Genomic DNA, 15306 nt, shown 5'->3' on the forward strand with positions numbered 1-15306 from the left:
GAGCTCTATCCTCTATATATATACCTTTTTCCCCATATTGTCAAGGTTTTTCGTAACTGTTCCGCACAACTGTTCCGCACTGTTACTGAGGATAATCCCTGAAACATTCCTCTGCAAAATTCTCCCAGATTTCTCTCTGTCTGATAAGATTCAGAAGCTTTTCCACATTTTTCTCTGAAATCCACACCTTTTTGTGTGAATAATAATAATTTGCCAGTTTCCAGTATTTTTCAGGATAAGTGAAACGCACACGCAGATTTTTCCATTCTTCTGCCGAGATCGGACGGATTTTATGATATTCCCTGAGCATTTCCCCTGCCAGGTCCAGATTCCAGTTATATTTTTCCAGTATTTTTCTCATGAAACGATACAAATCTGCTATCTGAATATCAAAACTCCAGTGACCAAAATTTGTGACTGCCGTCCCAAAATGATCATTTTTCAGCATCAGAACATTATGCTGATTATATTCTCCATGACATACCTGTCCTTCCCGCCATGCCCTTTCCCTGAGATCATCATAATCCGTCTCGTCCAGAAGCTTTACTGCATACTGTGCCCTTTCAAGAAACTGCTCCACACTTGCCAGATAATTTTTCTCAAATACATTGGATGCTCCTTTGTTCCGTATAAATTTGCGTATCTTACGAAGCTCCTGATTGTGCCGGAGATATTCCTCCCTGAGAGATCTTTCCCTGTATTCCTCCACAGGTTCCATTTTCATTAAAATATGTAACCTTGCCAGTGTCCGGACACTTTTTAAAATATCTTCCCGGGATTTTGTGTCACACTCTTTTCCTTCATACCAGTGCTGAAGTGTAAACCTTTGTTCAGTCTTATCTTTACTGACCAGACTTTCCTGATTATTCCGCAGAAAATAATCGGTATTTATACCATTTTCCTGAAGTATCATCAAAAGCTCCTGCTGTTTTTCCAGCTTTTTTTCAGAACCGTGAAATTCCCTCAGGATCAGAAGTCCCTGAGCTGTATAGCAGAGTAAAGCTCCTCTTGTCCTTGCAGAACGGTCTGCTGTCAGCTCATACTGAGCCAAAGTGCCAAGTCCGTAATCATACAATGACATATCCCCCTCTTAATCATCTTAATTCTTTCTATACATATGAAGAAAATCCGGTGGATATACCCCCGGATTTTCATAGAGCCACTGTTATTTACTATATTCTGATATACTGACAATTCCATAAAACTGCACTATTTCTCATCAAGCAGACCCAATAATATCTCTTTCTGATTCTTCTGTGGATCGACAAGTACTACTTCCAGCAGACGGTTCAGCGTTTCTCCTATCTCACGACCCGGCTTATAACCGGCTTCAATCAGATCTTTCCCTGTCACTGCCAGAGTTTTTAAAGATACACACTGATGTTCATTAATGATCGTCTCATAAGCCTCTTTCACCTTATCCAGACGTTCCTGCTTCTCTGTGCGTCTGTAATCACTCTGTGCCAGCATATCTGCCTGCTGCACTTCCAGATAATATGGGAAGAGATCCTCACCGATACGGTTCACTGCCCTGCGCACTGCCTTTGTCGTTCCCTCCGGTCTGTCATCATGCCATTTTACCAGACGGGTTACCTTGCGGATCGTATCATTATCGAATTTCAGCCTGCGCAGAATCTGTGCAGCCATCTTTTCTCCCGCATTCCCATGCATCTTGAAATGATCTCTTCCATTCTCATCTGTTTTCCGGACAACCGGCTTTCCAATGTCATGAAGCAGCATGGTAATCCTGAGAACTTTATCTGCACGTACACAACAGAGACTGTGCAGGATATGCTCCCCTACTGTATAACAGTGGTGCGGCGTATTCTGAGGTGTCGTCATACATGCATCAAACTCCGGAAGAAATTCAGCTGTGATCCCGGCTTCATAAGCCACCCTGAGATAATCCGGATGAGGAGACATCAGAAGCTTCACAAGCTCTACCTGAATCCGCTCTGCACTGACATGCTTCAGATTCGGTGCCAGAACCTTCAGTGCCTTACGAGTCTCTTCTTCAATAGTAAAGCCCAACTGCGCACTGAAACGGACCGCACGCATGATCCGCAGTGCATCCTCTGTAAAACGCTCCAGCGGATCTCCCACACAGCGGATGATTTTTCTCTCAATATCCTCCAGTCCGCCGAAAAGGTCCACCAGTCCTGAAGAAGGATTGTATGCCATTGCATTGATGGTAAAATCCCGGCGTTTCAAATCTTCCTCAAGGCTTGCTGTAAAGGTGACTTCTTTGGGATGTCTGCCGTCCTCGTACTCACCATCTACACGATAAGTCGTGACCTCATATCCTTCTTTTTCCATAAGAACAGTCACTGTTCCATGCTGCAGACCTGTATCCACTGTTCTGTGAAACAAAGCCTTGACCTGCTCCGGCTTTGCGGATGTGGTGATGTCCCAGTCATCCGGGCTCCTTCCCAGAATGGAATCACGCACACAGCCGCCTACCACATAGGCTTCATAGCCTGCTTTTTCCAGTATATGCAAAATTATTTCCGCGTTTTTCGGTATTTCCAGAATCATATGACCATCCTTATCTTCTTCTATTTATTCTTAACCCCGAAAACCGGCACTCAGATATCTCTGCTGCCGGTTTTCTCTATTTCTTACTGAATTAGTATGCTCTTCCCCAGTAAACCATCTTCTTGGCAGGTTTTCCACAGCATACGCAGACATCACTTAAATGCTCCTGCTCAAACGGCATACATCTGGATGTAGCCTGAACATCTTCTTTAATCTTGTCCTCACATGCGCGGTCACCGCACCACATAGCTTTTACGAAGCCTGGTTTGTTAACAATAGTATCTTTGAATTCTTCATAGTTTGTAGCAACATAAGTATGGGAATCTCTGTGCTTACGTGCACGCTCCAGCATATCTTTCTGGATTGTTTCCAGGATTTCCTGTACTTTTTCCACAAGCTCATCAAATGTGACAGTATATTTCTCTCTTGTATCACGACGGCAGATCACAGCCTGACCATTCTCGATATCCTTCGGACCGCACTCGATACGGATTGGGATACCACGCATTTCCTGCTCTGCGAATTTGAATCCCGGGCTCTTGTCTGTGTCGTCTACTTTTACGCGGACTCCTGCTGCTTTTAATGCTGCAAACATCTCATCTGCTTTCTCAAGAACGCCTTCTTTTCTCTGCTGGATCGGAATGATCACTGCCTGTACAGGAGCGATTCTCGGAGGCAGCACCAGACCACTGTTATCACCATGTACCATGATAATAGCACCGATCATACGTGTTGTCATTCCCCAGGATGTCTGATGTACATACTGAAGTTTATTTTCTTTATCTGTATACTGGATGCCGAATGCTCTTGCAAATCCGTCGCCAAAGTTATGGCTTGTACCGGACTGAAGAGCTTTTCCATCATGCATCAGGGATTCAATTGTATAAGTAGCTTCTGCACCGGAGAATTTCTCCTTGTCTGTTTTCTGTCCCTTGATAACCGGGATTGCAAGTACTTCCTCACAGAAATCTGCATACAGATTCAGCATCTGGATAGTACGCTCTTCTGCTTCCTCGGCTGTAGCATGAGCTGTATGGCCTTCCTGCCATAAGAACTCACGTGAACGAAGGAACGGACGTGTTGTCTTTTCCCAGCGCACTACAGAGCACCACTGATTGTATACCTTCGGCAGATCTCTGTGAGACTGGATTTCTTTTGCATAGAAATCACAGAATAATGTCTCTGATGTAGGACGTACACACAGACGCTCCTGAAGCGGATCCAGACCACCGTGAGTTACCCATGCAACCTCAGGTGCAAATCCTTCTACATGATCTTTCTCTTTCTGAAGAAGAGATTCCGGAATAAAGATTGGCATATACACGTTCTGTACGCCTGTCTCTTTAAATCTTCTGTCCAGTTCGTGCTGGATATTTTCCCAGATCGCATATCCTGCAGGTTTAATTGCCATGCAGCCTTTAACGCTGGTATAACCGCAGAGTTCAGCTTTCTTTACAACGTCGGTATACCACTGGGCGAAATCGTCTTCCATGGATGTGATGGCTTCTACCAGTTTCTTGTTGTTTGCCATGATTACTTCTCCTTTTTATGTGATTGTGTTGATCCTGACAGCGCATCAGGATATAGTCGCGACGGAATGCATATTCTTCTTATTTTTCTTCTATAAATAAATTTCCTTATCTGCTTCACAGTACAAAAATCTGCTTTTTTATAATCCGGCAAAATCTGTCATATTATAAAAAACGAAAAAAAGAAGCCCAGCATCCCTCACAAGGGACCGAAAGGCTTCGGCGGTACCACCCTAATTAGCACTGTGCCCAAATGCCTGCACATTGCTCGCTCTTCTTCCGATAACGCAGGAAAAACGCCGTACTTCAATTGTACGGAGCTCCGAGGCCGGTTCCATAATTCACGCACAGAATCCTTCCACCACTGTTTCACAGCCAACCGGCTGTTCCTCCGGGACTCTTCTCTGGGATTGCTCCTTATGTACTATTCTCTTCATCGCTATATATATTTCGCATTTGGTTATATTCTATTTGAAATAAATTGATGTGTCAAGAGTAAAATCTGTTTACTCTTCACTCTGTTCTCAGTAATGGTTACTGTTCACACACTATCCTGCGAGGTGTTTTGGCATGAATATGCCAAAATCACACTTCTATTGTAATCTTACGTCCTGTTCGGTTATATTTATAATAACGGACCCCGGCTGCATCCAGCATTCTCTTGGAAGCGATCACTGCAGGTGTGTCTGCATATTTATCGCAGTCATAGACAATTGTCTTAATACCTGCCTGAATAATTGCCTTAGCACATTCATTACATGGAAAAAGAGATACATAAAGCTTTGCACCTTCCAGACTTCCTCCCCTGTAATTAAGGATTGCATTCAGCTCACTGTGGGTCACATAAAAATATTTCGTATGAAGACTGTCACCCTCTCGCGCCCATGGAAACTCATCATCTGAACAGCCCTTTGGAAAACCATTATAGCCCATAGACAGAATTTTATTATCCTCACTCACAATACAGGCACCTACCTGAGAATTCGGATCCTTGGAACGCATCCCTGACATCATGGCAACTCCCATAAAATATTCATCCCATGATAAATAATCTGTGCGTTTATGATTTACATCCATTTCCCAAACCTCCCCTTCACATACTTCACCATTCATCTGCTTCATAAAAGCAACACATTGTCTGTTACTGTGAACGGAGCAAACAGTAACCATTATCTGCTTATAACTGACACAGCCAGAACTTAACACTTTACTCTACAGCAATCCCCGTTCATCATACATGTGAGAGAATTGCTATAATCATGCAGGCTCTGGCTGTTTTATCAGTTTTCTTATTTTATGACTTATTCAGTCTCTATCTGGTTAATTCTTCTGATATGTCTCTCATCGTTGGAAAACGGTGTATTCAAAAATGTATCCACTATCTTCAATGCCAGCCCAGGTCCTACAACTCTTCCACCCAGTGCAAGAATATTGGCATCATTGTGAAGTCTTGTAGCCTCTGCTGTAAAACAATCTGTGCAGACTGCAGCTCTGATTCCTTTAAACTTGTTTGCTGTAATGGAAATTCCGATACCTGTTCCGCAGATCAGGATTCCCTTCTCACATTCGCCGTCAAGAATTGCATGTGCAACCTTCTTTGCATATACCGGATAATCTACAGAATCCAGACTGTCACATCCATAATCTTTATACTTGATTCCCTTTTCATCCAGATACTTCTTGATCTCCTGTTTCAGTTCATATCCACCATGATCACATCCTAAAGCTAACATTAATCTTCCTCCTGAAATTAATTTATTTTCTTTACCTCTTCAGCAGACTATTTAAATGAATCTTCATTATCCATCTGGCCATTACTGCTGATAAGATTATATAGTCAGGCATATATCTGCTTCACTACCTGATTATATCATACCACCTGTATGATCTTATGTCCCGCTGCTTTCAGCAGACGGTTCATAATGGCCTGTCCCATTCTTGGTGTATAAAACGCTTCTGAATAAATAGACCTGACTGCACTCTGGTCAAAGTCCCGCAACACTTCATACAGATGATGCGCTATCGTCTCTTCTTCCTTCCGGCTTCCAATGCTGACTACCAGACCTTCCGGATATCTGTCCTTTGTCTCGTCCGTTGCAATAATTCCAACCTGCTCGCCGTGTGCTTTCGCCTCCGCAGCCAGCTCATTGATCTTCTTCACAACAGCTTCCTCCGGTCCCTCAACAATTGCCAGATCTGCCTTCGGTGCATAATGGCGATATTTCATACCCGGTGCTTTCGGACGCACTTTGCTGTCAGCCGCAATCAGCCCCTTGTCCATCCTTACATCCCCCAGAGTCTCCTGAAGCATCTCCAGAGAAATATAACCCGGACGTAAAACCACCGGCACATCCTCAGTAAAATCAACGATCGTAGACTCAAGACCGATTCCCACCTGGCCTCCGTCAATAATCATCTCAATCGCCTCGCCAAGATCCTCTTCTACATGCTGTGCAGTAGTCGGACTGGGTCTGCCTGAAGTGTTGGCACTGGGTGCTGCCACATAGCCGCCGGCAGCCTTGATCAGCTCCTGTGCAATCCTGTCGCTCGGAAACCGAACCGCCACACTGTCCAGACCACCCGTAGTTTCCTGTGGCACAAGATCCGACTTCGGAAGAATCATAGTCAGCGGACCCGGCCAGTACTTCTCTGCCAGGATCTTCGCCTTCTCCGGAACCTCAGCTACAATCGGAGCCAGCTTATCAAACTCTGCAATATGCACGATCAGCGGATTATCCGAAGGTCTTCCCTTCGCCGCATAAATTTTCATAGAAGCCTGCGGATTCAACGCATCCCCTCCAAGACCATACACAGTCTCCGTAGGAAACGCAACCAAACCACCCTGCTTCAAAATATCTCCACCACGCCGGATAGCCTCCATATCAAGATTATCCGCTGTCATGGATACAACTTCTGCTCTCATTAAATTCCTGCCTTCTTTTCACTTCGTTAATTTCTTTTATTTATTGCATTTTTATTATTCCACAATTGCTATTGTACACGATTTTTCAGGTTTTGTCTCTATATTTATTCATCTTTTACAAAGCTTGCAAATGAATCATAAAAGATTATGGATTTCTGTATCTGTAAATTTTACTTTTCTTCTCTTTACTGCCTAATAATTATTCTCCCAACCAATAACCAGCGTAAAAAAATATTTCATTTCCTGTGCATTTGCAGGGTACTTAGATATTTTTAGCGGCTTAGAATATCTTAGTGCCCGAAACCGCACAGGAAATGAAATATTTTTTTACGCGTCCCTTTTTGACCCAAACAAAAAATGGCGACACAAACTGCCGCCATTTTTCACTCTCTTACTTATTAATCTTAAGAATATAAGTACTATACACCTCATCCTGGAACACCACTTCTCCAAGTGACTTCAGCACATCCTCATTCAATGCCTCCCCATATTTCTCCCTCTCTTTCGATCCGACAAAAATATAAGAAACATCATACTCTTCCAGCAGCTCCTTCACATACTCCTCATCCAAAGAAGTATAAATACTCTCAATATCCGCGCTCTTCTCATTCAAATCCGCAGTATCATCTCTCCACAGCCACTCATGCACATACCATCCCAGCACAGTCGGAAGCCCTGTCATAGCAGAAACACGCTCATAACCACTATAGCTGTCCCCGTTCGCCTCAAGCACAACCGGTGACCCTTTCACATTCTTCTTCAGCCATTTAATACCAGACACATCCTCTGTGAAATCATTTGACAAGAAAGATGTCGCATTCAATCCTTTATATTCAAAAGGCTCCCATACCTTTCCAAACCACGCATACACACTGTTTCCAAAATAACCAAAGGTCCAGCAAAGCAGTACCAGACCGATCACTGACACAACCTTAAACACTTTCTTGCGTGCAGCCACCAGCATACGGAAAATACCATATCCCATGGTCATACCAAACAGCATATACGCCTGATAAGTCAGCTTAAACATAGTATTTGCCCTGGCGTTCCCATTTTCGTAAATATCTCTTACATAAACCAACTCCGGAATCACGATCAGCCCGATTGCACAGAGTCCCATGACAATCGCAAACAGATCCGGCACAGAGATTGCTTTCATCAGTCTATACAGACTTCTGTTCGCACCACCACGAAGCTTCTCCCAGATAATATAAATGATCAGCAGAACTGTCAGAACCACCGGCAGCCCCCACAAAATCAGCAGCTGATGGATCATAGAATGATTCTGTGCAATTCCCACACCTTTAAACATGCTGTCAAACTGCAAAGTAAACGGCAGAGAAACAACGTATGAGATTACAATGATCTCCACTGCCTGAACCGCAGTCACAGACAGAATCCTCTTCACTCTGCCATCAAACTGTACAATATTGGTAAACAGCACCACTCCACCGGTCACCACGAAATAAATAATAAAATCCCAGAAATTCGTAAACCGAAACATACCGATCATCACTGCTGCCAGCAGGATATGCGGAATGAGAAGCTGCTTCTTCCAGAACTCTTTTCGTCCAGGTTTCATGATCACTGCTTCTCTCATCCGCACACTTCGCATCCAGGTATAAAGAAGTCCCACCAGAAACAGCACAAACATTACATTTACCACATGGGCATGGAGATCTCCCAGTACAAAAGAATAGCATGGAAATTCATGGATTGTCTTGTCCGGCACATCCGGATTGTATCCAATATAACGGGTCGCATCCGGAAACCAGTAACTATCCGCTTCTTTTCCCTGAAGCTTCTGGATCCATGGAATAATCTTGCTGTAAACCACATAATGCATATTTCCTGCAATTGATACAGAAAGTCCTGCTATGATCCCGGACACTGCCGGCACACAGCGTTTCTTTCCTGTCAGGCTTCCCTTAAGCCTGTCCACAGACATCTGGTAAACCAGTGAAAACGGAAGCACAAACGCAAATGCAGCCACAAAGGTACGCATCAGATTGTAAGTGAGTTCTACTTTACTGCCAGTCAGCTTCGTTAGAAATACTGCAAAATACTGTCCGCCATAATAATAGTTGATCGTACCTTCTGAATACCACAGATCTCTTGCAGGAAGTGTCGTACTTCTCATCATTGCTTCCATGAAACCATAATCCATAAATTTCTCAGTTCCGTATGCCTGCGGGCGGAATCCTGCGAAATAAGTCCACATCAGGAAAAATACAAAGAACAGAATTTCCTCCCCGTAAATCAGTTTTCCCTTTCCAGACGGAAAGCAGTCAATTCCATTCTTTCCCTGAAAATGATATAAAACCCCACAGCCCACTGCACATACAACAGACACACCGATACATGTCGCTGCAGTAAATGGCAGTATCTTCACAGTTACCAGAAGCCATGTAAGAAAACCCGTCACAGTAATCGCCAGCACTTTTGAAAACATCCAGCCTTTATCCTCAAATCCGACAAACATTCTCCCTGTCACAGGCATGGCAACCATTCCCATCAGAAATACCAACAGCCACCAGGTCCAGAATGTCCATACATCTCCTTTTAACAGAAATGCAGACAGCCCTGCAAGAGCTGCTGCAAGAAGCACTCTCGGTGCCCATTTCTTCATCTGTACGTCCTCCTTAATCATTTATAAAATTATTGTGGTTACTATAATCTTACATATTCTCTCTTATCTATGTAAATCCGTGATTACCCGGATCATAATCATAAGCCCGGAATAATCCTCATAATAATACATTTGAGGATTATTCTGTTGTCTTATAAATCCTTATCCGTCCATCCTGAGTCTCATAAACCTTTTCATATGCTGCAGCAATTGTCTCTTCATGACATTCCTGCTGTTCAAATTCCGACCCTTCTTCAAACAGAATATAGGTTATTTTTTCCTGTTGTACTGTTTTTTTCAAGGTTTCGCTGTCAGATGTGGTGTATATCGTCACAGCCTGTGCAGCCCTGTAATTCGTATCATAACCTGCAGACCATGCATAATATGGCCATCCACAGTAAAGCATAGCTCCGGACATCGTCACTTCATTCATGCTGTACTCAGGAGTAAGTAAAAGATCGTTTTTCTCCAGATTCTCCTCCAGCCACTGGGTCAACTCGCTATTCATATTTACAGTCACACGTCTGCCCGGGCCATTTCCTTTTACGATTACAATAAAGTCATAGATTCCGGTGGCACTCAGAGATATCACTAATACTATTGCCAGTATCTTTCCCATAGTTTTCTGTATCCCGGACCGCCCATTTCTCCATTTCCAAAGGCTGCATACTGCCCATGCCCAAAAAGTCGTCAGAAACGCATATGATATCATGATATATTTATGATTTACATTAATGTCCGGTGTCATCAGAAGCACAAATGCAAAAATCGCCGGAAACAGGAAACTCACAAGGATTGCTCTCTCCCGTCTTCTCATAAACCATACCATCAATACCAGTCCAAGAAAAAAAACTCCACTCATCCAGAACAGATATTTCACAACTCCCGGGACAGTCTTATCCTCTGCCAGAAATCCCAGATAAATCTGAGGACTCATAGCACTTCCAACAATAAAAATCTTTGACTGAAGCCAGGAAAAGAAGATGGATACCCCCGCCATGACAGCATAATCCACTTTTCCATCCGAGAAAATCGCAAAACCACACAAAATCAGCAGACCACCGATCACTGCTGCCCCATTCCAGAACGCACACAGACCCAGAAACATTCCCATAAGCAGTGCCTGATCCAGATTTCTGCTTTTCCATCCTTCCTTCGAAAAGATTCTGTTTTTTATCCAGAGTATTCCCTTCTCTTCATGTGCCGTCCCGGCTTCCAGCCAGTCCATAAACAGATATAGTGCCAAAGTCACCATCAGAAGTCCAAATGCCAGATGCCTCTGATTAAGATAAACATTAAAGTTCCACAATCCCCAGTTCTCATTGACAGTATATCCGATAAAGGAAGTATTTTCTTCCAGGGTTTCCACAAGATTCCCTACCTGGATATGTTCCCATGCAAATCTGAAAAAAGCCATTCCGCTCCTGAAAAAGAACAGAAACAATGCCAGTACACCACAGTACATTTTGCCTGTAATCCTAAGTGCAAGCTGATATAACAGCATAAGAAATCCCACAAGCGACAAGGTACTTACAATATTATAGGCAAAGTCCATACGCATTCCAAGATATTCCAGATTTCCTGTGAGAAACTGAAACATAAAATGATACTTTACATCTGCACCTCCATAATGAGGATACTGTGTGGGAAAATTATTTCCTGCAGAAAAAGAACGCATCATTGCCGTATGTGGTGCATAATCTCCATACACAGTCAGACCTGAATACAGGATTCCGTCTTTTATATAGAAAACATAGAACATCATATATGTAATAAATACAGTCAGCAGACCAAAGAGTAATATTTCCTTTTTTAATCTGCGCCTATCCTGTGTTTTATCAATATTCCATATCCTGTAACTCCCCTGTTTTCTGTATTTCTGTACGCTGATCAGTATCATAATAACTGCAGCACCTGTCATCCCGATAATATTTCCATACAAAAGTGGTTTTTCAGCTCTTCCCACAACACTGAAAAACCAGGAAATAATATATACCGCCCAGGTCAGTAAAAGTGTTCCGATTCCAAAAGAAGCCGGAAGTATGAGCCAGATACGATTAATCCCTGACACACCCCTTCCCTCTCCTGTCAGTATTTTCGATGCTTCACAGCCCAGCATTCCGGCCAGAAGCAGATAAATAATTCCAAGCATAATTTCTCCCTGTACATTTCCCCTCCATGCAGATACATATATCCTCCCGGGGATTTTCTCAAACACGTATCAGTATAACAAAAATCCCTACTTATTAAAAGCAAGTTCACATAAATTAAACATTTTAAATTTGGGGCTGCTTGAGATACTGTTCAATCCCTTTCACTATGGCTTCCGCTATTTTATTCTGATATTCTTCTTTGCAGAGAAGTCCGGCCTCTTCCGGATTAGTCAGAAAACCACACTCTACAATATTCAAAACACTTTCACTTCTTTTTAGCAGATAATATGTTTTATTACCTTTTGCCACACGGGGGCGTTTTACTTTCAGCTCCAAATTCAGTTCTTCCTGGATAAACTCTGCCAGATTTTTTCCCTGAACAGAATCTTCATAATAAAACACCTGGGGACCGCATACAGCCGGATCCTGATAGCTGTTCTGATGAACACTTATGCACAGCACAGGTCTGTATTTCTTAATCATAGCAATCCTGCACTGCATATCCTGTGCCTTCTGATTTCTGCTGTCCTCCTCATAAAGACCCTTATCTTTTTCCCTTGTCATAATTACAGAAAATCCTTGTTTCTCCAGAGAATTCTTTAATTTTACAGCAATCTGAAGATTGATTCCCTTTTCTTCCAGTCCATTCACTCCAATCATTCCCGGATCTGCCCCACCATGTCCTGCATCCACCAGAATGATTTGGGAATTTTCTGTCGAGCTCATAGTCTCTGAAACTTCAGCAGCCTGCTTTGACAGAATGAGAAAACTGACGAGAAGCAGGCACCCTAACATTAATTCCAGGCCATATTTTTTCAAACTAAAAACACCTCCTGAGACATCTTTTACAGTCTACGGGAAAATTCACTATTCCTGTAGATTGGCTATAGCAATTCCATAAAATAATGCAATCAGTATTTCATAAAATTCTATATTAATATATGTCTCAGAAGATGTTTTTATAGCCTGCTGATGCAGAACTTTTAATTATTCAGATTGTCCGAAATTACCTGCCAGATTCCGCTGTTTTCAAATCCAAGCTTCCATGCGGAAACTCCTGCAAGGTCATATTTGGATACCAGCTTTACTTTCTCAGCAACCGACTGAGCATCCTCAAGCCATATCTGATAGGTAGAATTATCTATATCATATTTTCCATAATTCTGGGAGGTTGTCTTATCCCAGTAGGTTTCCACATTACTCTCGGCAATTGTCTGCTGTGCCTGGTCCATGCCGATTGCTTCACTGGTTACATTTCCCCCTGTGGTTCTCCACAGTCTGGTGTAAAACGGAATGGCATTGATCACACGTTCAGCCGGAACCTCCTCCAGTGTATCCTGGATTCCCTGTTCCACCCATGGAAGAGATGCCACAGAACCGGCTTCAGATCCTACATAATGCTCGTCATATCCCATGATGATCACATAATCTACAACCCTTCCCTGCTCAGCCCGATCATAATGGCTGGTAAAATCCTCAGGGACCGGATTATCCACAGAGAGAACCAGATTATTCTTATGGCACTCTATGGAAAGTTCTCTCAGAAATTCCAGAAAATGAATTCCCACATCCTCGCTGAGTGATTCAAAATCCACATTAATGCCATCCATTCCCACGTCTTGGGCTGCCTGGATCAACTGACTGATAATATTCTGTCTCGCCGCAGTGCTGGAAAGTGTTTCCGTTGTACTTACTTCCTGTGTAAAGTTGTCGATCAGTCCCCATACCTGAAGCCCCTTTTCATGAGCCTGTGATACATAATCTGCACTTGCTATATTTGCAATATTTCCTGATGTATCTGTCAGATAGAACCAGGTAGGTGAGATTACATTCACACCTGTCATATTTGCTGTCGCATCCGCAAAATAGGCATTGGCATCTGTAGAAGTCACCTGATGCCATACCATATTGACCTTACTGTCCATAGTCAGATAAGAATAATTTTCCTTTTTGAAGTTTCGTTCAATTTTTGTCTTCTCTGCTTCTCCAACCATCTTCTTATCTATATATCCGATATATCCGTCATCTGTAGCTACCTGATCCCAGTTTTCCATTTCTTCAATAAGCCGAAGTTGCTCACCTTTCTTCGCAGAAGTAAGAATGGCAGATTTAATTCCACCGCGATAGCGTATGCTGGTATTTTTCTTAACCGTGACTGTTTTTATATTTTTAAATTTATACTGTATGGCAATCCTGTATGGATCTTTTGTAATATATGCGTCAAGATCTGTATATTCCTGCACATACGTAAGATTCAGATACACTTTTCCATCTTTCACCCATACCTTGTCTCCTGCCTCAGACGATGCACTCACAGAAGTCAGCTCTGAAGGTGTGGCATAAAGTATCTGCTGATTGTCAGAATCCCAGTAATATCTCTGATTCAGATAAGTATTCACCACATCCAGCGGTAAATAAACTCTGTCTCCGTCCACCAGTCCACGCTCCTCCAGTTTCTCAGTTCCAAGAACCAGTGCAATTTCCCCTTCTGCCATTTCTCCATAATATTCATTCATATCCATTTTCTTAGAAGATGGTATGTATTTCATTACTACATGAGTGACAAGTCCAAGAATCGCAACAAGGATCACCATAGCCACAACTGCGATAATTGGTTTATACTTTTTATCCATAATATTTTTTCCTTTCAGTAAATATTGTGTTACCGAAAACACAGCAGACAGTAACACGATTGTTATTGATACATCAGCTCACAGAAAGGTATGTCATGTAGTTATTTTGAGTATGATGTACCAGTATTATCCATGCCCCAGATAACTATATCGGCAAATTGATGATACTGGCTTAAGTATACCATAAAATATTACAATTGTATTGCAAAATCGTATTTTTCACAAATTTTTAAGATATGCATAACTGCTGCCCGAAGGCATTATGAACATCGGGGGACTGATTCAGAATCTGTTCGGGCAGCTTTTTTCTTTTGTTATTTTTCCCTGACGAAATCAAAATCCACACGAGCGATCCGTCCTTTTTCATCTTCAACGTAATCACGCATATAGCCACCACCTTCTGCAATCTGACAGGCTTTTGCAATTGTTTTCGGATTACTGAGCGTACCGTCAAGATATAAGGAAATACCCTGCTCACGATAACTCTTCAATTCTTTTTCCAGTGGTTTACGCATGCTCTTTTTTGTTGCCCGTGATATATTTTCCGTAAGCTTACCTCCCTTCTTTCCTGAGATTTTTTAGAAAGCACCTTATCGGCTGATGAAAAAACAATATCCCTGCATACCTGTTTTATCTTCTTATCATCATGGAAATTTTACCTGTACATTGCCACAGCAGGAACGCTGTATGAAAAACGGCAATGAAGTTTAGAAATAAAAGATCACTTTGGTTAATGTTTCAGACCTTCGCTTATGTGAACCGCAGGTTTACTGCTTTTTCTGATTTCATTATATCCATCTGATAGACAGATGCAAGAGTTTTTCTTCATTTATGTAATTTTTTCTGTTTTGTTTCTAAAAATTTAATATTTTGGTTGATTACTTATCTTTACATTTTGCAGTTC

Annotated in this window: 11 protein-coding genes; all 11 read right to left on the reverse strand. The window is 42.4% G+C overall.

Annotated features, from left to right (window positions below):
* Positions 1-82: 82 nt before the first annotated feature.
* The gene (locus tag G4417_RS10980; RefSeq protein ID WP_173683462.1) at positions 83-1081 is read right to left on the reverse strand and encodes a phosphotransferase; all 999 of its coding nucleotides are present in this window, start codon (positions 1079-1081) and stop codon (positions 83-85) included.
* 128 nt (positions 1082-1209) lie between these two features.
* Positions 1210-2535: a CCA tRNA nucleotidyltransferase gene (locus tag G4417_RS10985; RefSeq protein ID WP_173683463.1), complete on the reverse strand. Its 1326-nt coding sequence runs from the start codon at positions 2533-2535 to the stop codon at positions 1210-1212.
* 91 nt (positions 2536-2626) lie between these two features.
* Positions 2627-4066 (reverse strand): proline--tRNA ligase, encoded by a 1440-nt coding sequence (gene proS, locus G4417_RS10990; protein ID WP_022380532.1) that lies wholly within the window; start codon positions 4064-4066, stop codon positions 2627-2629.
* 583 nt (positions 4067-4649) lie between these two features.
* Positions 4650-5141 carry a deoxycytidylate deaminase gene (locus G4417_RS10995; protein ID WP_008707937.1) on the reverse strand — a complete coding sequence of 164 codons (492 nt, stop codon included), beginning with the start codon at positions 5139-5141 and terminating at the stop codon, positions 4650-4652.
* Between the two features lie 224 nt (positions 5142-5365).
* Entirely contained in the window at positions 5366-5797 is a 432-nt protein-coding gene (gene rpiB / locus G4417_RS11000; protein ID WP_173683464.1) for a ribose 5-phosphate isomerase B, read from the reverse strand.
* A gap of 137 nt (positions 5798-5934) precedes the next feature.
* Positions 5935-6987, reverse strand: a complete 1053-nt coding sequence (locus tag G4417_RS11005) for an L-threonylcarbamoyladenylate synthase (protein WP_118759354.1) — start codon at positions 6985-6987, stop codon at positions 5935-5937.
* Between the two features lie 391 nt (positions 6988-7378).
* Positions 7379-9616: a DUF2298 domain-containing protein gene (locus G4417_RS11010; protein ID WP_243872128.1), complete on the reverse strand. Its 2238-nt coding sequence runs from the start codon at positions 9614-9616 to the stop codon at positions 7379-7381.
* 139 nt (positions 9617-9755) lie between these two features.
* Positions 9756-11768, reverse strand: a complete 2013-nt coding sequence (locus tag G4417_RS11015; protein ID WP_173683466.1) for a hypothetical protein — start codon at positions 11766-11768, stop codon at positions 9756-9758.
* 124 nt (positions 11769-11892) lie between these two features.
* Positions 11893-12588, reverse strand: coding sequence for an N-acetylmuramoyl-L-alanine amidase (locus G4417_RS11020; RefSeq protein WP_274603789.1), 696 nt, complete (start codon positions 12586-12588; stop codon positions 11893-11895).
* A gap of 164 nt (positions 12589-12752) precedes the next feature.
* Positions 12753-14402, reverse strand: a complete 1650-nt coding sequence (locus G4417_RS11025) for a glycosyl hydrolase family 18 protein (protein ID WP_173683467.1) — start codon at positions 14400-14402, stop codon at positions 12753-12755.
* Between the two features lie 314 nt (positions 14403-14716).
* Positions 14717-14917 (reverse strand): hypothetical protein, encoded by a 201-nt coding sequence (locus G4417_RS11030; RefSeq protein ID WP_173683468.1) that lies wholly within the window; start codon positions 14915-14917, stop codon positions 14717-14719.
* Positions 14918-15306: the final 389 nt, after the last annotated feature.

The sequence above is a fragment of the Blautia wexlerae genome (genome assembly GCF_013300825.1).
GTDB lineage: Bacteria > Bacillota > Clostridia > Lachnospirales > Lachnospiraceae > Blautia_A > Blautia_A wexlerae_B.

Excerpts from the sequence above, each read along its gene's own strand:
- proS (WP_022380532.1), bottom strand. The coding sequence starts at position 4,066 with ATGGCAAACAACAAGAAACTGGTAGAAGCCATCACATCCATGGAAGAC.
- G4417_RS10985 (WP_173683463.1), bottom strand. The coding sequence starts at position 2,535 with ATGATTCTGGAAATACCGAAAAACGCGGAAATAATTTTGCATATACTG.
- G4417_RS11010 (WP_243872128.1), bottom strand. The coding sequence starts at position 9,616 with ATGAAGAAATGGGCACCGAGAGTGCTTCTTGCAGCAGCTCTTGCAGGG.
- G4417_RS11025 (WP_173683467.1), bottom strand. The coding sequence starts at position 14,402 with ATGGATAAAAAGTATAAACCAATTATCGCAGTTGTGGCTATGGTGATC.
- G4417_RS11015 (WP_173683466.1), bottom strand. The coding sequence starts at position 11,768 with ATGCTTGGAATTATTTATCTGCTTCTGGCCGGAATGCTGGGCTGTGAA.
- G4417_RS10980 (WP_173683462.1), bottom strand. The coding sequence starts at position 1,081 with ATGTCATTGTATGATTACGGACTTGGCACTTTGGCTCAGTATGAGCTG.
- G4417_RS10995 (WP_008707937.1), bottom strand. The coding sequence starts at position 5,141 with ATGGATGTAAATCATAAACGCACAGATTATTTATCATGGGATGAATAT.
- rpiB (WP_173683464.1), bottom strand. The coding sequence starts at position 5,797 with ATGTTAGCTTTAGGATGTGATCATGGTGGATATGAACTGAAACAGGAG.
- G4417_RS11005 (WP_118759354.1), bottom strand. The coding sequence starts at position 6,987 with ATGAGAGCAGAAGTTGTATCCATGACAGCGGATAATCTTGATATGGAG.
- G4417_RS11030 (WP_173683468.1), bottom strand. The coding sequence starts at position 14,917 with ATGCGTAAACCACTGGAAAAAGAATTGAAGAGTTATCGTGAGCAGGGT.